At 61.7% G+C, this 18,999-nt stretch carries 15 protein-coding genes and 1 pseudogene; 11 read left to right on the plus strand and 5 right to left on the minus strand.

The annotated features are described in order from the left end of the window. Positions 1–55: 55 nt before the first annotated feature. The 4 genes from K0H47_RS21225 to edd all read right to left on the minus strand — a co-directional run bounded on the left by K0H47_RS21225 (position 56) and on the right by edd (position 5,166). Complete coding sequence (locus tag K0H47_RS21225; protein WP_219273564.1) at positions 56–1,525, minus strand: ATP-binding protein; 1,470 nt, start codon at positions 1,523–1,525, stop codon at positions 56–58. Further along, positions 1,515–2,246 (minus strand): response regulator, encoded by a 732-nt coding sequence (locus K0H47_RS21230; RefSeq protein ID WP_010169994.1) that lies wholly within the window; start codon positions 2,244–2,246, stop codon positions 1,515–1,517. Before K0H47_RS21230 ends, K0H47_RS21225 begins: the two co-directional genes overlap by 11 nt. A 140-nt stretch (positions 2,247–2,386) precedes the next feature. Then, positions 2,387–3,343 carry a glucokinase gene (locus tag K0H47_RS21235; protein ID WP_063027562.1) on the minus strand — a complete coding sequence of 319 codons (957 nt, stop codon included), beginning with the start codon at positions 3,341–3,343 and terminating at the stop codon, positions 2,387–2,389. Continuing rightward, on the minus strand, positions 3,340–5,166 hold the full coding sequence (edd, locus tag K0H47_RS21240) for a phosphogluconate dehydratase (RefSeq protein WP_093205618.1): 1,827 nt from the start codon (positions 5,164–5,166) through the stop codon (positions 3,340–3,342). The genes K0H47_RS21235 and edd overlap by 4 nt, the downstream gene beginning before the upstream one ends. Positions 5,167–5,387: 221 nt before the next feature. On the opposite strand from edd, the gene gap reads away from it, so the two are divergent. From gap to K0H47_RS31495, 8 genes and pseudogenes are all read left to right on the plus strand, one after another. Further along, positions 5,388–6,389 (plus strand): type I glyceraldehyde-3-phosphate dehydrogenase, encoded by a 1,002-nt coding sequence (gap, locus tag K0H47_RS21245; RefSeq protein WP_003214117.1) that lies wholly within the window; start codon positions 5,388–5,390, stop codon positions 6,387–6,389. 197 nt (positions 6,390–6,586) lie between these two features. Next, the gene (locus K0H47_RS21250) at positions 6,587–7,105 is read left to right on the plus strand and encodes an RNA polymerase sigma factor (RefSeq protein WP_003214115.1); all 519 of its coding nucleotides are present in this window, start codon (positions 6,587–6,589) and stop codon (positions 7,103–7,105) included. 61 nt (positions 7,106–7,166) lie between these two features. Beyond that, entirely contained in the window at positions 7,167–8,135 is a 969-nt protein-coding gene (locus K0H47_RS21255; protein ID WP_063027559.1) for a FecR domain-containing protein, read from the plus strand. 118 nt (positions 8,136–8,253) lie between these two features. Then, positions 8,254–10,833: a TonB-dependent receptor gene (locus K0H47_RS21260; RefSeq protein ID WP_219273565.1), complete on the plus strand. Its 2,580-nt coding sequence runs from the start codon at positions 8,254–8,256 to the stop codon at positions 10,831–10,833. Positions 10,834–10,962: 129 nt separating this feature from the next. Further along, complete coding sequence (locus tag K0H47_RS21265) at positions 10,963–11,571, plus strand: biliverdin-producing heme oxygenase (RefSeq protein ID WP_219273566.1); 609 nt, start codon at positions 10,963–10,965, stop codon at positions 11,569–11,571. Between the two features lie 170 nt (positions 11,572–11,741). Further along, positions 11,742–12,143: a YbaN family protein gene (locus tag K0H47_RS21270; RefSeq protein ID WP_093210184.1), complete on the plus strand. Its 402-nt coding sequence runs from the start codon at positions 11,742–11,744 to the stop codon at positions 12,141–12,143. Positions 12,144–12,556: 413 nt separating this feature from the next. Continuing rightward, a pseudogene (locus K0H47_RS31490) lies at positions 12,557–13,546 on the plus strand (HAMP domain-containing protein); the annotation flags it as partial. Positions 13,547–13,648: 102 nt separating this feature from the next. Continuing rightward, positions 13,649–14,404, plus strand: a complete 756-nt coding sequence (locus K0H47_RS31495; protein ID WP_371103562.1) for a methyl-accepting chemotaxis protein — start codon at positions 13,649–13,651, stop codon at positions 14,402–14,404. Between the two features lie 148 nt (positions 14,405–14,552). Here K0H47_RS31495 and K0H47_RS21280 read toward each other — a convergent pair whose 3' ends face one another. After that, on the minus strand, positions 14,553–15,116 hold the full coding sequence (locus K0H47_RS21280) for an NAD(P)H nitroreductase (RefSeq protein WP_219273567.1): 564 nt from the start codon (positions 15,114–15,116) through the stop codon (positions 14,553–14,555). 139 nt (positions 15,117–15,255) lie between these two features. Between K0H47_RS21280 and K0H47_RS21285 the strand changes: the two genes are divergently transcribed. Genes K0H47_RS21285 through K0H47_RS21295 form a run of 3 tightly spaced genes read left to right on the plus strand, consistent with a single transcriptional unit; the run spans position 15,256 to position 18,879 of the window. Then, a complete protein-coding gene (locus K0H47_RS21285; protein WP_093205605.1) occupies positions 15,256–16,683 on the plus strand; it encodes a di-heme oxidoredictase family protein in 1,428 nt (475 codons plus the stop codon). 31 nt (positions 16,684–16,714) lie between these two features. Continuing rightward, the gene (locus K0H47_RS21290; protein ID WP_177071335.1) at positions 16,715–17,779 is read left to right on the plus strand and encodes an imelysin family protein; all 1,065 of its coding nucleotides are present in this window, start codon (positions 16,715–16,717) and stop codon (positions 17,777–17,779) included. A 2-nt stretch (positions 17,780–17,781) separates the two neighbouring features. Continuing rightward, positions 17,782–18,879, plus strand: coding sequence for a DUF1513 domain-containing protein (locus K0H47_RS21295; protein ID WP_219273568.1), 1,098 nt, complete (start codon positions 17,782–17,784; stop codon positions 18,877–18,879). The last annotated feature ends 120 nt before the right edge of the window (positions 18,880–18,999 follow it).

The raw sequence follows: 18,999 nt of genomic DNA on the forward strand, positions 1-18,999 counted from the left end.
ACGGGAGCAAGCTCCCCCGCCACAAGTACTCAATCAGCTGCGGTATGGGTGGCGGTCAATCCCGGCCGCGGGGCAGTTGCAAGGTCACCCGCCAACCGCCCTCCCGTAGATTCTGCAAACTCACTTCACCGCCATGGCTGTGGGCAATGTTGCGGGCGATGCCGAGACCCAGGCCATAACCCTGTTGCTGCCCGGCCAGGCGGAAGTGCGGTTCGAAGACCTGCTCCAGGCGCTGTTCCGGTACGCCCGGGCCTTCGTCGTCGACGTGGAGGATGAACTCCGCGCCATCGTCTTCGATATGCAAATGGGCGTTCTGCCCGTACTTCAAGGCGTTGTCGATCAGGTTGCCGATACAGCGCTTGAGCGCCAGCGGCTTGCCCGGGTATGTCGTGAGTGCCCGGCCATGTTGGGTCACGCGGCCATTGCCGTTGGGTGCCAGGTACGGTTCCACCAGGCAGTCGAGCACATGGTTGAGGTCTACCGGCTCGATGTTCTCGTGGATATCCGTGTCCTTCACGCACTGCAACGCGCCTTTGACCAGCAACTCCAGCTCATCCAGGTCACGGCCGAATTTGGCTTGCAGGTTCTCGTCTTCCAGCAACTCCACCCGCAACCGCAGGCGTGTGATGGGTGTGCGCAGGTCGTGGGAAATCGCGCTGAACAGCTGGCTACGCTCGGTCAGGTAACGGCTGATGCGTTCGCGCATGGCATTGAACGCGCGGCCCACTTCCACCACTTCGCTGCCGCCGCCTTCGGCCACCGGCTCCACGTCGGCGCCCAGGGACATGTCCCGCGCCGCCCTGGCCAGGCGCTTGAGTGGACGGCTTTGCCAGTGCACCAGCAGGCCGATAAACAGCAGCAGGAAGCCGCTGGTGAGCACGATAAACCACACCTGCTGGTATGGCAGGCCTTGCTCTTCAAGGCTGGTGTAGGGTTCGGGCAGCAAGGAGGCAATGTAGAGCCATTCGCCCTGGGCCAGCTGGATCTGGGTCACCAACACCGGCGGATTCACCGGCTCCAGGGTCAGCGCGTAATGCGCCCAGGAGCGCGGCAATTCATCGAGTTTCAAACCGGCATTGAAGATGCGCAGGTCTTCGGCGCTGACGAATTCCACCGAGACATGCACGTCGCTGCCCAGGGTCTGGCGCAACACTTCTTCGACAGCCCCGAGCACCGCGTGCTTGCGCGGAGTTTCAGGCAACACCGCCATGTCCAGGGGCTTGTCATTGAGGGTCACCACAAACCGGGTGCCGCCCATGCTGCGCAATTGGTCCAGCACCAGCGGCCGAAAGGCCACCGGCAAGGAACGGAAATAACTGACGCTGGCGGTCATCGAATGCGCCAGGCTGCGGGCCGCGGTGACAAGGCCTTCGAGCTGGGTAGCCCGCAGTTGCGACACCCAGATCACACTGGACAGCGCCTGGGCAAACAGTACCGCCAACAGGGTCAGCAGTAACATCCGTCCCAGCAGCGAACGCGGTACCGGGATGCGCCGGCGCAGTTCACGCAGGCGCTCAGTGGGCATTGCCGGCAACCACGCTGGCTGCCAATTGATAGCCACTGCCGCGCACGGTGCGGATCAGCCGGGGTGGTTTTTCGGTGTCCCGCAGGCGCTGTCGCAAGCGGCTGACGGCCATGTCGACAATCCGGTCCAGGGGCATCAGGTCGCGGCCCCGGGTGGCGTTGCCGATGGTGTCGCGGTCGAGGATTTGCTGGGGGTGATCGAGAAACAGCTTGAGCAGGGCAAAGTCGGCGCCGGAGAGAATCACTTCCTCGCCGTCGACGTGGAACAGCCGGTGGCTGACCATGTCCAGGCGCCACTCGCCAAACACCAGCACCTCGCCGCCGCTGCGCTCCTGGCCAAACTGGGCACGACGCAGCAGCGCCTTGACCCGCGCCTGCAACTCACGGGGACTGAAGGGCTTGCCGATGTAATCGTCGGCGCCCAGTTCCAGGCCGATCACGCGGTCGGCTTCGTCGGAACTGGCGGTGAGCATGATGATCGGCACTTGCGCCTGGCGCGGGTGCTGGCGGATCCAGCGGCAGAGGCTGAAGCCGTCTTCGTCCGGCAGCATCACATCAAGGATCACCAGGTCGCACGGCGCCTCGTTCATTGCCTGGCGGAACCCCGCACCATCCGGCACGCCACGCACCTGGAATCCTGCGCGGCTGAGGTAGGTTTGCAGCAACTCACGGATTTCCTGGTCGTCGTCCACCAGGAGAATGGATTTACTGATTACGCTCACGGGGTCGTCCTTGTTGTTAGGGATGGGACGGGCTTAATAATTCGTTGTTCTGGATGGCCTCATCGCAGGCAAGCCAGCTCCCACATTTGGAATGCATTTCCCTGTGGGAGCTGGCTTGCCTGCGATGGCGCCATCACTGCCTACGCAAATGCCTGCTCCAGCGCTACACCAGCCCCGGTCAAACCGGAATACGGTGCGGTCACCAGCCACACCGGAATGCCTTTGAAGTAGTCGCTCATGCAGCCTTTGTCGCAAAAACTCTTGGCAAAACCACTCTTGATAAAGAAATCGGCAAAGCGCGGGATCACGCCACCAACGATATAAACCCCTCCACGGCCGCCGGTGGTCAGCACGTTGTTACCGGCAACGCGGCCCAGCCAGATACTGAACTGGTCCAGCACTTCGAGGGCAATCGGGTCGCCCGCCAGGCCAGCGGCAGTGATGGCCTCGGGGGTTTCCAGCACAGCTTCATGGCCGTCCACCGCGCAGATCGCCCGGTACAACCTCGGCAAACCGCCACCGCTCAAGGCGGTTTCAGCGCTGACATGCCCGATCTCATTGTGGATGTGCTGCCACAGCTGCGCTTCCCGCGGGCTGCTCACCGGCAGGTCGACATGGCCGCCCTCCCCCGGCAGTGCCGCCCAACGACCGTTGCCGAGGTCGAGCAAAGTGCCGACACCCAGGCCGGTGCCCGGGCCAATCACCACCGCAGGCCGCAACGGTTCCGGCGTGCCTTCGCACACCACACGGAATTCATCCGTTTTCAGGCGGGTCATGCCCAAGGCCATGGCCGAGAAATCATTCACCAGCAGCAGCTCGTCCACCTGTAAAGTCTTGCAGAAAGCAGTCTTGCTCAGGCGCCAATGGTTGTTGGTGAATTTAAATTCATCTCCGCTCACCGGCCCGGCGACAGACAGGCACACCGCGCCAATGGAGCCGATGGCCAGGCCTTCTTCCTTCAGATAGACCTGGATCGCCTCTTCGGGGCTGGCATGATCCGCCGTCGCGTGGACGCGGATCGAATGCAGCTCCTGATCACGCCACAACGCAAAACGGGCGTTGGTACCCCCAATATCACCGACCAGCGCAAGCTTCACTTAAGTGTCTCCAAGGCAGAGGTAAAGGCGCTGGCGCCCTGCTCTGCGGAGCTTGCGGCCAAACGCATAAACGCAAACAGCTCGCGACCGGCCCCCACGTTATTGCCCAGAAGGCCCGTGGCAGGCGTGCGCGCTGCAAACTCTTCGGCGTCCACCTTAAGCTCCAAGGTGCCTTTGACGCCATCCACACGAATGATATCGCCATCGCGCACGCGTGCCAGTGGCCCGCCGCTCTGGGCTTCAGGGTTGACATGAATCGCGGCGGGAATCTTACCCGACGCGCCGGACATGCGCCCGTCTGTTACCAACGCCACTTTGAAGCCACGGTCCTGCAGCACGCCGAGGAACGGCGTCATCTTGTGCAATTCCGGCATGCCGTTGGAGCGTGGGCCCTGGAAGCGCATTACCGCGACGAAGTCTTTTTCCAACTGGCCGGCCTTGAACGCATCCGCCAGGTCTTGTTGGTCCTGGAATACCACGGCCGGGGCTTCGACGATTTGATGCTCAAGGGCCACGGCGGAGACTTTCATCACGCCACGGCCGAGGTTGCCTTCCATTACCCGCAAGCCGCCTTCCGGGGAAAACGCACGGGCCACGGGGCGCAGGATGGTTTCGTCGAGGCTTTCGATCGGGCCTTCACGCCATACCAGCTCGCCGTCCACCAGGAACGGTTCCTGGGTGTAGCGGCTCAGGCCGTGACCGGCCACGGTGTTGACGTCGTTGTGGAGCAGGCCGGCTTCCAGCAGTTCGCGGATCAGGAACGACATGCCGCCCGCCGCCTGGAAGTGGTTGATGTCAGCCTTGCCGTTTGGATAGACGTGGGACAGGGTCGGCACGACTTCGGAGAGGTCGGCCATGTCTTGCCAGGTGAGGATGATGCCCGCCGACATGGCGATGGCCGGCATGTGCAGGGTGTGGTTGGTGGAACCGCCGGTGGCGTTGAGGGCGACGATGGAGTTGACGATGGATTTCTCATCGACGATCTCGCCGATCGGCGTGAAGTTACCGTTGGCCTTGGTCAGGCGCGTGACCTGGTGCGCGGCTTCGCGGGTCAGGGCGTCACGCAGCGGCGTGTACGGGTTGACGAACGATGCGCCCGGCAGGTGCAGGCCCATCACTTCCATCAGCAACTGGTTGGTGTTGGCGGTGCCATAGAAGGTGCAGGTGCCCGGGCTGTGGTAGGACTTCATCTCCGATTCCAGCAGCTCTTCGCGGGTGGCCTTGCCTTCGGCGTAGCGCTGGCGCACGTCGGCTTTCTGTTTGTTGGAGATCCCCGACGGCATCGGCCCGCCCGGCACAAAGATCATCGGCAGGTGGCCATAGCGCAGGGCGCCCATCATCAGGCCGGGGACGATCTTGTCGCAGATACCTAGCATCAGCGCGGCGTCGAACATGTTGTGGGACAGCGCTACCGCCGTGGACATGGCAATCACTTCGCGGCTCAGCAGGCTGAGCTCCATGCCTGGCTCGCCCTGGGTCACGCCGTCGCACATGGCAGGGGTACCGCCGGCGAACTGGCCAACAGAGCCGACTTCCCGCAGGGCCTTTTTGATTTGTTCGGGGAAATGTTCGTACGGCTGGTGCGCCGACAGCATGTCGTTATATGACGAAACAATTGCCACGTTGGCGGCGTTCATCATGCGCAGGCTGTTTTTGTCTTCGGTGCCGCACCCTGCCACGCCGTGGGCAAAGTTGGCGCATTGCAGCTTGCCGCGCATCGGACCGTCGCTGGCAGCGCCGCGAATGAGCGCAAGGTATGCCTCACGGGTTGCACGGCTGCGGGCGATAAGCCGTTCGGTGACCTCAAGTACGCGGGGATGCATGTATAGAACTCCAGGCTAACGGATGTGGCGACCTGAGAGTCTATGCTGGTCAAACGCCCGCCGCGAAGAGGTTGGCAGGGTGTTGCTTGACCAATCGGACCAGTTGATTCAGGTCACTCGTTGTAGATTGAACAAAATATTGCCACTAAAAAGGCTTGTTTTCTATTTTTATGCGAATAATCTTGTAATTCTTACAACAAATCGACGACAGGCACCTTCCAATGACTCTACGTATCGCTATCAATGGTTTTGGCCGTATTGGCCGAAATGTCCTGCGCGCACTTTATACCCAAGGCTACCGCCAGGATTTGCAGATCGTCGCCATCAACGATCTCGGCGACAGCTCGATCAATGCCCACCTGCTTAAATACGACACCGTCCACGGTACTTTCGACGCAGAGGTCGCTCATGATCAGGAAAGCCTGACCGTGAACGGTGACCGGATTGCCGTCAGTGCCATTCGCAACCCGGCCGACCTGCCGTGGGCTGCACACAAGGTGGACGTGGTGTTCGAATGCACCGGTCTGTTCACCGACCGTGACAAGGCCGCCGCCCATATTACCGCCGGCGCGCGCAAGGTGATCATCTCGGCCCCGGCCAAGGGCGCCGATGCCACCGTGGTGTACGGCGTGAACCACGACATTTTGCGTCAATCCCACCAGATCATCTCCAACGCTTCCTGCACCACCAACTGCCTGGCACCGGTGGCCCAGGTGCTGCACCGTGAGCTGGGCATCGAAAGCGGCTTGATGACCACTATCCACGCTTACACCAACGACCAGAACCTGACCGACGTCTACCACACCGACCCGTACCGCGCGCGTTCGGCCACCCAGAACATGATCCCGAGCAAGACCGGCGCTGCCGAAGCCGTGGGCCTGGTGCTGCCGGAACTGGCAGGCAAGCTGACCGGCATGGCCGTGCGGGTACCGGTGATCAACGTGTCGCTGGTGGACCTCACCGTGCAACTGAAAAAAGAAGCCAGCGCCGAGCAAGTCAACGCACTGCTCAAAGAAGCCAGCCAACACTCGAAAATCCTCGGCTACAACACCCTGCCGCTGGTTTCCAGTGACTTCAACCATAACCCGCTGTCGTCGATTTTCGACGCCAATCACACCAAGGTCAGCGGTAAGTTGCTGAAAGTGCTGGCTTGGTATGACAACGAGTGGGGCTTCTCGAACCGCATGCTGGATAACTGCCTGGCGCTGTGCAACGCCGAATAAACCAGCGGTGCTGACCTCTCCTGTGGGAGTTGGCTTGCCTGCGATGCAGTCAACGCGGTCCATCTGACGGACCGTGTTGCGTATATCGCGGGCAAGCCCGGCTCCCACAGGGTCTTGCTTCATGCTCAGAAATAGCCACTTGCCATTTACGTTGATGATAAGCATTATCATTCGCTGCAAATCGGTCTGGTATCACTGTGAGCCAATCTCGCTTCAACCAAGTCTTCCTCACCCAGCGGGTGATTCTGCTGCGCACCTTGCAGCGGATGGTGAATAACCACAGCACCGCCGAGGACCTGCTACAGGAAACCTACCTGCGCGTGACCCGGGCCTTGAGCGAACGGCCGATCGATCACCTCGAACCCTTCGTCTACCAGACGGCGCGCAACCTGGCGCTGGATCACCTGCGCGCCCGCAGGATTCAAGCCCGCACCCTGCAGGAAGATGTCCCGCTGGACGTGCTGCAAAGCGTTGCCTCCCCCGTCAGCACCCCCGAAGACGCGACACAGGCCGAGCAATTGCTCGAGCACCTGAGTGTCAGCCTCGGACAGTTGAGCGCCCGCCAGCAGCAGATCTTTATCCTCAGCCGCCTGCACGGTTGCAGCTATCAGGAAATTGCCGACAAGCTCGACGTGTCCCTGAGCACTGTGCAAAAGGAACTGAAATTGATCATGGCCATCTGCATAGGTGTGGCCGAAAGACTGGATCGCCCTTAAGCTTTGTCGGCACAGCCTGCAGGACTATTGATTAAAACGTGGCGAAGACCCGAGGAACACCGTGACGGATCCGAATAAACTGCGCCCTCATGAGCTGGCTCATGAGGTGTTGCAAGACACGGCTATGGACCAAGCCCTCGACTGGCTGATCGCCTTGCAGTGCCCGCAGCCCGGGCAGCAAGACGAGTTTGAAGCCTGGCTCGCCCGCGACCCTTTGAACGCCGAAGCCTTCATCAAGGCCCAGACTGCCTGGGCCGGCGCACCCGTGCACAGCGCTGCCGTCGCCCTGAATGCGCCGCGCAAACCCAGTGCGTGGCGTCGTATCAAACCGCATTGGAAACCCTTGGCCACTGCCGCTGTGTTGCTGCTGGGCCTGTTCAGCTTCAGCAACCTGCCGATGCGCCTGCAGGCCGACCACTTGACGGTGGTGGGCGAACGCCAGCGACTTCAATTGGACGACGGCTCAAAAGTCTTGCTGAACACCAATTCCGCGTTCTCCAGCAGCATCAAGGACCACCAGCGCATCGCGCGCCTGTATCAGGGCGAGGCATTTTTCGAAGTGCTGCCCAGCCGTGGCCTGCCCCTGGAAATCGACGCCGGCCCGGTGCGCGCCAGTGTGCGTGATACGTCCTTCGCGGTGCGCTACTTGAACGGTGAAGCCCAGGTTCAGGTACAACGCGGCGACGTCGACCTGAGCAACACCTTTGACGATGCGCGGGTACGCCTGAGCGCCGGTGAAAGTATCCGCATCGGGCCCAAGGGCTTCGGCCAACCCGCCAAGCTGGACACCACCAAGGACCTGGCCTGGGTCGACGGTCGGTTGATCTTCGAAAACTGCCCGATGAGCGAAGTGCTGGCCGAGTTGCGTCGCTACTACCCCGGCTGGATCGTCAACAACAACGACAAGCTCGCCAGCGTGGCGGTCACCGGCAATTACCGCCTGGACCAGCCTCTCGACGTCGTGCGCTCCCTGGCCCACATCACTTCCGCCAAGCTCTCGGAATACCCGGCGCTGGTGATCCTGAACTAAATGAGAATTATTTTTACTCGATAGCCATCGGCGGTACGTCTCGTTATAGCCAATGCAACTGATTCCTATTTGATTCAGTGTCGCAACTATAAGATTCGTACCTTCCGGAGCGCTCTCGATGTCGTCTCGTTTCAACCGCCGGTCCTCTTCGCCCGTTCGCCGCCACGGTGCGTCCCTGCTGACAGCCGCAATCCTGTTGGCCAGTGCGCCCGTCATGGCCGCTACCGCCGCTGAGCCTGCTACCCGCAGCCAGGGCAATTACAGCTTCAGCATCGAGCAGCAATCCCTGGTCTCGGCGCTGAACGCCTTCACCGCGGTGACCGGCTGGCAAGTCGGCCTGCCCGCCGAACTGGGCCAGAGTGTGTCGTCCCCTGGCGTACGCGGCGCGTTGCCGGCAGATAAAGCCCTGGACCGGCTGTTGGTGGGGACCAACCTGGGCTATCGCAAACTGAGCAACAACAACATCGTCCTGGAAAAACGCGCCGCCGGCAGCGCCATCACCCTGCAACAAATGACCATCAGCGCCACCCGCCAGGAACAGGCCGTAGACAGCGTGCCCAGCACCGTGACCGTGCACGACCGCGAAGAACTGGACCGCCAGAACGTCAACACCATCCGCGAACTGGTGCGTTATGAGCCAGGTGTGTCGGTGGGGGGTGCCGGGACCCGCTCCGGGAACGCCGGCTACAACATTCGCGGCATCGACGGTGACCGCATCCTGACCCAGGTGGACGGCGTCGAAGTCCCGGACAACTTCTTCAACGGCCCCTACGCCAAGACCCGCCGCAACTATGTCGACCCGGAAATCGTCAAGCGCGTGGAAATCCTGCGCGGCCCGGCCTCGGCATTGTACGGCAGCAGCGCCATCGGCGGCGCCGTGAGCTATTTCACCCTCGACCCCGACGACATCATCAAGCCCGGCCAGGATTTCGGCGCGCGCCTGAAGACCGGCTACAGCTCCGCCGACGAAAGCTGGCTGACCTCCGGCACCGTCGCCGGTCGCGTACAGGACTTCGACGGCTTGCTGCACCTGAGCCAGCGCAACGGCCACGAGATGGAATCCTACGACGGCAATAACGCCACCGGACTGGCCCGCACCGGCGCCAACCCGGAAGATGCGCGCACCACTAACATACTGGCCAAGCTCGGCTGGAATTATGGTGAAGAGAATCGCCTGGGCCTGACCTACGAGAAGTTCAAGGATGATCGCGACACCAACCTGAAAAACGCGGTAGGTGGCCCGTTCGTCGGTGGCCAGGGCTTTAACTTCTACCGCGGCCGTACAGGCAACGACACCATCACCCGCGAGCGTTTCGGCATAGAAAACACGTTCGCCCTCGACTCGCCGATTGCCGATCACATCAAGACCAGCCTCAACTACCAGATCGCCAAGACCGACCAGACCACCGCAGAGATCTACCAGCCATCGCGCAAGGTGCTGCGCACCCGCGACACCCTGTACGAAGAGAAACAGTGGGTATTCGACGCGCAACTGGACAAGGCTTTCAGCATCGGCGAAACCGATCACGTCGTGACCTACGGCACCACCCTCAAACAGCAGAAAGTCACGGGTTCCCGTGAAGGCTCCGCGACCTGCCTGGCGGTCGGCAGCGGTTGCACGGCCATCGGCGCACCGAGCCCGTCGGCCGCCGACAGCGTGAAAAAGGCCAGCGACTTCCCGGATCCGACCATCAACTCCTACGCGTTGTTTGCCCAGGATCAGATTGCCTGGGACAAGTGGACCTTCCTGCCCAGCGTGCGTTACGACTACATCCAGCTCAAACCCAAGCTGACTCAGGAATTTCTCAATACCGTTGACCCGGCACGCATCTACGACCACAGCAATTCGGAAAAGAACTGGCACCGTGTAACGCCAAAATTCGGCGTGACTTACGCCCTGACCGAGCAATACACCTGGTTCGGCCAATACGCCGAAGGCTATCGCACGCCGTCGGCCAAGGCCTTGTATGGCCGCTTTGAAAACCTACAACAGAGCTACACCGTCGAACCCAACCCGGACCTCAAGCCGGAAAGCAGCCGAGGTGTCGAAACCGGAATTCGCGGCAACTTCGACTCGGGCTCCTTTGACGTGGCGGTGTACTACAACAAGTACCGTGATTTCATCAACGAAGATGCCTCGGTCGCTGGTGGCACGGTTCAGCAGTTCGAAGCCAACAACATCAAACACGCCACCATCAAGGGCGTGGAAGCCAAGGGCCGCTTGAACCTCGATGCGTTTGGCGCGCCGCAGGGCCTGTACACCAAAGGCTCGATTGCCTACACCTACGGGCGCAACGACGACAACGGCGAACCGCTGAACAGCGTCAACCCGCTCAAGGGCGTATTTGGCCTGGGTTACGACCAGCAGAACTACGGTGCCCTGGTCAGCTGGACCCTGGTCAAGAAACAGAATCGCGTCGACAGCACCACTTTCTTCGCCCCCGACGGCAACAGCGCCAACGGCCCGTTCAAGACCCCGGGCTTCGGCATCGTGGACCTGACCGGCTTCTACAAAGTCACCAACGACGTGACCATCAACGGTGGCCTGTACAACCTGACCGACAAGAAATACTGGGACTGGGACGACGTTCGCAGCTACGACAGCGTCGGCGAAGCGGGTGTGACCGGGCCGGCCAACCTGGACCGCCTGACCCAACCGGGCCGCAACTTTGCGATCAACCTGATCTGGGACATCTGATCAATGGAGCCTCCCCCGCCGGATTTTATCTTCGGCGGGGTGAGGATTTTTTACTGTGACGCGTCTTCTGGTTCGTCTAGTTCATAACAGCCTGGCAACCAGACGCTTTCTCTTCTCAAGGACTCCCCGATGACCGCCTCTCCTAACGCAGAACGTGCCGCCCTGCGCTCCCAGCGCCTGAACCAGATCACCAACGAGCCGCACACCAAGCTCGACGCGCTGGTAAAGGCCCATGCACCGTTTGAAACCCAGGCCAACTTCGCCCGCTTCGTGGTTGCGCAGTACCTGTTCCAATCGGAGCTGGTGGCGCTGTACAACGATGCCGAGCTGATCAAGATCGTCCCCGACCTGGCCGAGCGCTGCCGTGCCGAAGCGGCCAAGCTGGATCTGGGCGACCTGGACACCGAAGTACCGGCACCAGTTGCCGGCGCGGTGAAAAACCCGAGCAAGGCCGAAGCCCTGGGCTGGCTGTTCGTGTCTGAAGGCTCCAAGCTGGGCGCCGCGTTCCTGATCAAGCGTGCCGTGGGCCTGGGCTTGAGCGAAACCTTCGGCGCCCGCCACCTGGGCGAGCCGGCGGGTGGTCGCGCTGAAGGCTGGAAGCGCTTCACTCGCACCCTCGACGCACTGGAATTCAGCGCAGAAGAAGAAGCCGAAGTGGAGAAAGGCGCGATTGATGCGTTCGTGCGCTTCACCGTGTTGCTGGAACAGGCGTACGCTACCAGCCCTGAACTGGCCTGATTCTTGTGTAGAAACCCAATCAATGTGGGAGCTGGCTTGCCTGCGATGGCATCAACTGGGTGTACCTGATACACCGAGTTGCCTGCATCGCAGGCAAGCCAGCTCCCACATTTGATCGGGTGCCAGTCTCTATAATCTGCAACCCACTCCACCCTGCAAGCCTCACTAAAATGACCGGCAAAACCCAATCATCATCCAAAATCGCCCGTGTCCTGTTCGGCCTGCTGGCCTACGTCAGCCTGGGCATCGGTTTGATTGCGATTGTGGTTCCGGGCTTACCCACCACTGAATTCATCCTGCTGGCCGCCTGGGCCGCCACCAAAAGCTCACCGCGCCTGAGCGCATGGCTGGAAAACCACCGGCTGTTCGGGCCGATCCTGCTTAATTGGCGCAATGGCAAGATCATCGCCCGCCGGGCCAAAGTCAGCGCCACCGTGAGCATGCTGCTGTGCGCCGGCTTGATGCTGGTGATGCTTGACCACGGCTGGCCGATCTACCTGGCCATCGCCGGAATGAGCATGGGCAACCTGTGGATCTGGTCTCGGCCGGAACGCCTCCCGCAACCGACCTGACAACCGCCTACCACCCATCGGCTCCCGCTCATGAACTGCCGGCCCAAGCCGATATTCCGGGCATAGCGCCGAATGGACTCGCCTGAGCTTGCATACTAATAAGTCCATTCGCGGGTACACCTATGCTCGACACCCTCTCCATTCGCTTGAAAATCGTGCTGTTGTCCGGTCTCTGCCTGCTGGGGGTAATCGCCCTGGTGGTCGGCATGAACCTCTACCAGACCAATCAGAACGACCAGTTGATCAACGATTCAAGCTCGCGAATGCTCACCGACAGCGTACAGAACCTGCTGCAGGCCAAGGCCGCTGAACAAGCGGTGCAACTGCAAAAGACCTTCGGTGAAAGCCTGTTGGTGGTCACCGCCCTTGCCGACCAGATCAAAGACCTGCGTACCTTGGCCAGCAAGCGTTCCATGGACGCCGGGGCCTTGCGTGAAGAACTCAACCACAGCCTGAAAACCGCCTTCGACCGCAACACCAAGGTGCTTGGTATCTGGCTGTCGTTCGAGCCCAACGCCCTCGACGGCAAAGACAGCGAATTCGTCAACGACGCCGCCCGTGTGTCCAACGAAAAAGGCCGTTTTTCCAGCTACTGGAGCCGCGCCGGTAGCGAAGGCCTGAACACGGTGATGGTCGAGGATGACCTGACCAAGACCACCCTCAACCTCAGCGGTACGCCTTACAACATCTGGTACACCTGCCCACGGGACACCAAAAACACCTGCCTGCTGGACCCGTATGAAGACACCGTAGCCGGCAAACCGGTGTTGATGACCACCATTTCCCTGCCCCTGCTGGTCGACGGCAAGGTGATCGGCGTAGTGGGGATCGACCTCGCCCTCAACGCCCTTCAAGCGGCCACCGATGCCGCACAAAAAGAGCTGTTCAACGGTGCAGGGATTCTCGAAATACTGTCTGGTAACGGCTTGATCGCCGGCTACAGCGGCGAGCCGGCCAAGGTCGGTAAAAACCTGGTGGACACTCTCGGCGCCGAAGGCAAAGAGATCGTGCAACTGTTGGCCAGCGATACCCGCAAGATCCGCGAGGAAGACGGCACGATTCGCGCCGTGTACCCGGTCAAGCCGATTGCCGACGCCAAATCTTGGGGGGTGGTGATCAAGCTGCCTAAACAAGTGCTGTTGGCAGACTCACTGAAACTCCAGGCCGTGCTCGACAAGGCCCAGGCCAGTGGCACCGTCAAGGCGTTGCTGGTGGGCGCAGCCGCCGGCCTGCTGGGCTTGTTGCTGATCTGGCTGACAGCCACCGGCGTGACCCGGCCGATCAACAGCGTGGCCGCCATGCTCAAGGAAATCGCCAGCGGCGACGGTGACCTCACCCAGCGCCTGGCCTACGGTAAAAAGGATGAACTGGGGGAACTGGTGAACTGGTTCAACCGCTTCCTCGACAAGCTGCAGCCGACCATTGCGCAAATCAAGCAAAGCATCACCGAAGCCCGTGGCACCGCCGACCAGTCTTCGGCAATCGCGCGCCAGACCAGTGAGGGCATGCAGGTGCAGTTCCGTGAGATCGACCAGGTGGCCACGGCCTCGAATGAAATGAGCGCCACCGCCCACGACGTGGCGAACAGCGCCTCCAACGCCGCCAGCGCTGCCCGCGGTGCCGACCAGTCAGCCCGTGAAGGCATGCAGATCATTGAGCGCAGCACCCGCGACATCACCACCCTGGCCGAAGAAGTCAGCAAGGCCGTGACCGAAGTCGAAGCCCTGGCGGTGAACAGTGAGCAGATCGGTTCGGTACTGGAAGTGATCCGCAGCATCGCCGAACAGACCAACCTGCTGGCCCTGAACGCCGCAATTGAAGCAGCACGGGCCGGGGAAAGCGGGCGAGGTTTTGCGGTGGTGGCCGACGAGGTGCGCAACCTGGCCAAGCGTACCCAGGATTCCGTGGAGGAGATTCGCCTGGTGATCGAGCGCATCCAGACCGGCACCCGTGGGGTGGTAGCGACCATGCACTCGAGCCAGACCCAGGCGCAGAACAATGCCGGGCAGATTCATCAGGCGGTGCAGGCCTTGGGCAAGATCAGCGATGCGGTGACGGTCATCAGCGACATGAACTTGCAAATCGCCAGCGCTGCCGAGCAGCAGAGTGCGGTGGCCGAAGAGGTCAACCGCAACGTCTCGGCGATCCGCACGGTGACCGAAACCCTCACCGGCCAAGCCACCGAATCGGCAGCCATCAGCAGCCAGCTCAATGCCTTGGCCAGCCAGCAGATGAAGCTGATGGATCAGTTTCGGGTTTGACCCGAGCTTGAATCCAGTGAGGACCCAATGTGGGAGCGGGCTTGCTCGCGAATGCGGTGGATCAGTCGGTACATGTACTGAATGACACCCCGCATTCGCGAGCAAGCCCGCTCCCACACAAGCCCGTCCAAAGCAGAGTTGCGGTGCCTTATTGACCCGTCCAGGCTGCCACAAACGGCGCCAGGTCTTCTTTCGGGGCCGTACGCGGCGGGTTTTGTGGGGTGCCCAGGTAAAGGAAGCCAATCACTTCCTCATCCGCCTTCAGCCCGAGGCCTTTGGCGACATGAGCCGAGTACGACAACTCACCGGTGCGCCACACCGCGCCGATCCCCTGGGCGTACGCCGCCAGCAGAATCCCGTGGGCCGCACAGGCCGCCGCCAGCAGCTGCTCGGATTTTGGCACTTTGAAATGTTCTTGCAGGCGGGCAATCACTACCACCACCAACGGCGCACGCAGCGGGCCGTTCTGCGCCTTGTCGATCGCGGCCTGGGGCGCGTCGGCGTCCTGCAGGCGGGCGGCTTCGGCCAGCAGCGTGCCCATGCGCTCACGTGCCGAACCTTCCACCGTCAGGAAACGCCAAGGCCGCAGCTGGCCGTGGTCGGGCGCGCGCATGGCGGCGGCGAACAGCAGATCGCGCTGCTCCTGGGTCGGTGCCGGGTCCAGCAGTCGCGGCACGGAAACACGGTTGAGCAAAGCGTCGAGAGCCTGCATTGGCCACCTCCAGAGAAAAATGTGCGGTCATTCTAGCGGGAATGAATCGGATACCACCAAACGATAATTGCTCTTATTCAAACCGCCCTGCCCTGTTAGACTTTGCGGCCTTATTTTCAGCCCACGTTCAGGAAGACTGATGTCCCGTTCGCCCCTTCGCCTGTCTGCACTGTTGATGGCCCTGAGCCTGAGTGCCTGCGATGACGCCCCGCGATTCACCAAGGCTGAGCCGGGTGAAGCAAGGGCTGGCGGCGCGACAACGGTCAGGAAGACCGACCAGAACGCCTTCTCGCTGCCCTCGGCCAACCTGTCCCCGACCCGGCGCCTGGACTTCAGCGTGGGCAACAGTTTCTTCCGCAGCCCCTGGGTGATTGCCCCGTCTACCACCACTGCCCGCGATGGGCTGGGGCCGCTGTTCAACACCAATGCGTGCCAGAACTGCCATATCAAGGATGGCCGTGGTCATCCGCCGCTGCCCGATGCAGCCAACGCGGTGTCGATGCTGGTACGCCTGTCGATCCCCGATGCACCGCCCTATGCCAAGGTCATCGAGCAACTGGGTGTCGTCCCCGAGCCAGTCTACGGTGGGCAATTGCAGGACATGGCCGTGCCTGGCGTCGCCCCGGAAGGCAAGGTGCGGGTCGACTACACACCGGTCAACGTCAGCTTCAAGGACGGCACCGTCGTCGAGTTGCGCAAGCCAGCGCTGCAAATCACCCAGCTGGGCTACGGCCCGATGCACCCCGACACGCGCTTCTCGGCCCGGGTTGCCCCGCCGATGATCGGCCTGGGGCTGCTGGAAGCCATCCCCGACGCCGACATCCTGCGCAATACCGACCCGAAAACCGCCGACAAGGAAGCCATCGTCGGACGTGCGAACTGGGTCTGGGACGACGCGCAACACAAGACCGTCCTCGGCCGATTTGGCTGGAAAGCCGGGCAACCGAACCTCAATCAACAAAATGTTCACGCGTTCTCTGGTGATATGGGCCTCACCACGTCCCTGAGACCGTTCGATGACTGCACCGATGCACAAGTGGCCTGCAAACAGGCGCCCAACGGCAACGGACCGGATGGCGAGCCTGAGGTCAGCGACAACATCCTGCGCCTGGTGCTGTTCTACACCCGCAACCTGGCCGTCCCGGCCCGCCGCGGCGTCAACGCACCGCAGGTGCTGGCCGGGAAAAACCTGTTCTACCAGGCTGGCTGCCAGGGCTGCCACACACCGCAGTTCACCACGGCGCCAACGGCCGCCGAACCTGAATTGGCCAACCAAGTGATTCGCCCCTACAGCGACTTGCTGCTGCACGACATGGGCGACGGCCTCGCCGACAACCGTACCGAATTCAAGGCCAGTGGCCGCGACTGGCGCACGCCGCCGTTGTGGGGCATTGGTCTGACGCAAGCCGTCAGTGGCCACACACAGTTTTTACATGACGGCCGCGCCCGTAACCTGATGGAGGCCGTGCTGTGGCACGGCGGTGAAGCCCAGGCGGCGCAGCAGCATGTGTTGTCGTTCAATGCCGAGCAGCGCGCCGCGTTGCTGGCATTTCTGAATTCTTTATAAGCTTTGTCCTAATTACAGAAGGGAGCTCGACATGTTCCGTCCCAAGTTGTTGTTCACCAGCCTGGCCGCCCTCGCCCTCGGTGCGTGCTCGCCCCAGGACCCGCAAGCGGTGACCTCGGCGGCCATCGCCAAGCAAGTGATCCTGCCCACCTACAGCCGCTGGGTTGAAGCCGACCGCCAACTGGCCGTCAGCGCCCTGGCCTACTGCCAGGGCAAGGAAAGCCTGGAGACCGCCCGTGCTGACTTCCTGCACGCGCAAAAGGCCTGGGCCGAGTTGCAACCACTGCTGATCGGCCCGCTGGCCGAGGGCAACCGCTCGTGGCAGGTGCAGTTCTGGCCGGACAAGAAAAACCTGGTGGGTCGTCAGGTCGAGCAACTGGTGACCGCCCAGCCGCAGATCGATGCCGCCGCCCTGGCCAAATCCAGCGTCGTGGTGCAGGGCCTGTCGGCCTACGAATACATCCTCTACGACGCCAAGACCGATCTGGCGGACGAGACGCAAAAAGCCCGTTACTGCCCGTTGCTGGTAGCCATCGGCGAACGCCAGAAACTGCTGGCCGAAGAAATCCTGTCGAGCTGGAACAGCACCGACGGCATGCTGGCGCAGATGACCAAGTTTCCTAACCAGCGCTACGCCGATTCCCACGAAGCCATCGCCGACCTGCTGCGGGTTCAAGTGACTGCGCTGGACACCCTGAAGAAAAAACTCGGCACCCCGATGGGCCGCCAGACCAAGGGCATCCCGCAACCGTTCCAGGCCGATGCGTGGCGCAGCCAGTCGTCCCTGCAAAGCCTGGAAGCCAGCCTGGCTGCCGCCCAGACCGTCTGGGTCGGCGTCGACAACAAAGGCCTGCGCGGCCTGTTGCCTGCCGATCAAAAGCCATTGGCTGACAAGATCGACGCCGCGTATGCCGCGTCCCTGAAACTGTTCGCCAGCAACCAGCGTACGCTGAATGAACTGCTGGCCGACGATGCCGGGCGCCAGCAACTCAACGATATCTACGACAGCCTCAACGTGGTCCACCGCCTGCACGAAGGCGATCTGGCCAAAGCGCTGGGCATCCAACTGGGCTTTAACGCCAACGACGGTGACTGATGATGCTCAGGCGACAGGCTTTGGCCCTCGGCAGCGTGCTGCTCAGTGCAATTACCCTGGGTGGCTGGACGCTGTTCAAGCAGAAGGGCAAAAGCCCGCTGCTGCTCTCGGCGCGTGATGACAGTGATGGCAAACACTACGCCGTCGGCTTCCATCTGGACGGCAAGCAGGTGTTTGCCACCCAGGTCGGTCAGCGCTGTCACGACATCATCAACCACCCGACGCTGCCGATTGCGCTGTTTGTCGCCCGCCGGCCGGGCACCGAGAGCTACCTGATCGACTTGCGCGACGGGGCGCTGCTGCAGACCATCACCTCGAAGACCAATCGACACTTTTATGGGCACGCGGTGGTGCACAAGGATGGCGAGTGGTTGTATGCCACGGAAAACGACACGTCTGATCCGGGGCGCGGCTTGCTTGGGGTATATCGGTTCGAGGGTGAGCGGTTGGTGCACACCGGGGAGATTTCTACCCATGGGATCGGGCCGCATCAGGTGTCGTGGATGCCTGATGGCGAGACGCTGGTAGTGGCTAACGGCGGGATTCGTACCGAGGCGGAGAGCCGGGTGGAGATGAACCTGAATGCCATGGAGCCGAGCCTGGTCCTGATGAAGCGCGACGGGACGCTGTTGAGCAAGGAGACCCTGAGCCAGCAGATGAACAGTGTGCGGCATATGGGGATTGCCAGCGACGGGACGATCCTCGCGGGGCAGCAGTTCATGGGGGCGTCTCATGAGCGGTCGGAGTTGCTGGCGATCAAGCGACCGGGGCAGCCGTTTGTGGCGTTTCCGGTGGCGGATGAGCAGTTGCAGGCCATGGGGCATTACACGGCCAGCGTTGCGGTGCACAGTGAGTTGCGGCTGGTGGCGCTGACGGCGCCTCGGGGGAATCGGTTCTTTATCTGGAACATGGACAGCGCGGAGTTGCTGCTGGACGGGCCGTTGCCGGATTGTGCCGGGGTGGGTGCGGTGGCTGACGGGTTTGTGGTGACTTCCGGGCAGGGGCGTTGCCGGTTTTATGATTGTCGGCAGGTGCCGTTGGTGGCCAAGCCGCTGGAGTTGCCGGCGGGGCTTTGGGATAACCATCTGCATCTGGTTTGATCGGGGGGGCTGATTGGGGGCATATCCGTTGCTGCGGTCAGGGCTGCTATGGGTTCCGCTCTTACAGCGGCTCACTTTTGAAAAGCGCAAAAGTAAGCAAAACGCTCTTGCCCCACCACT

This window comes from Pseudomonas sp. Xaverov 83, assembly GCF_019352905.1.
Lineage (GTDB): Bacteria > Pseudomonadota > Gammaproteobacteria > Pseudomonadales > Pseudomonadaceae > Aquipseudomonas > Aquipseudomonas yamanorum.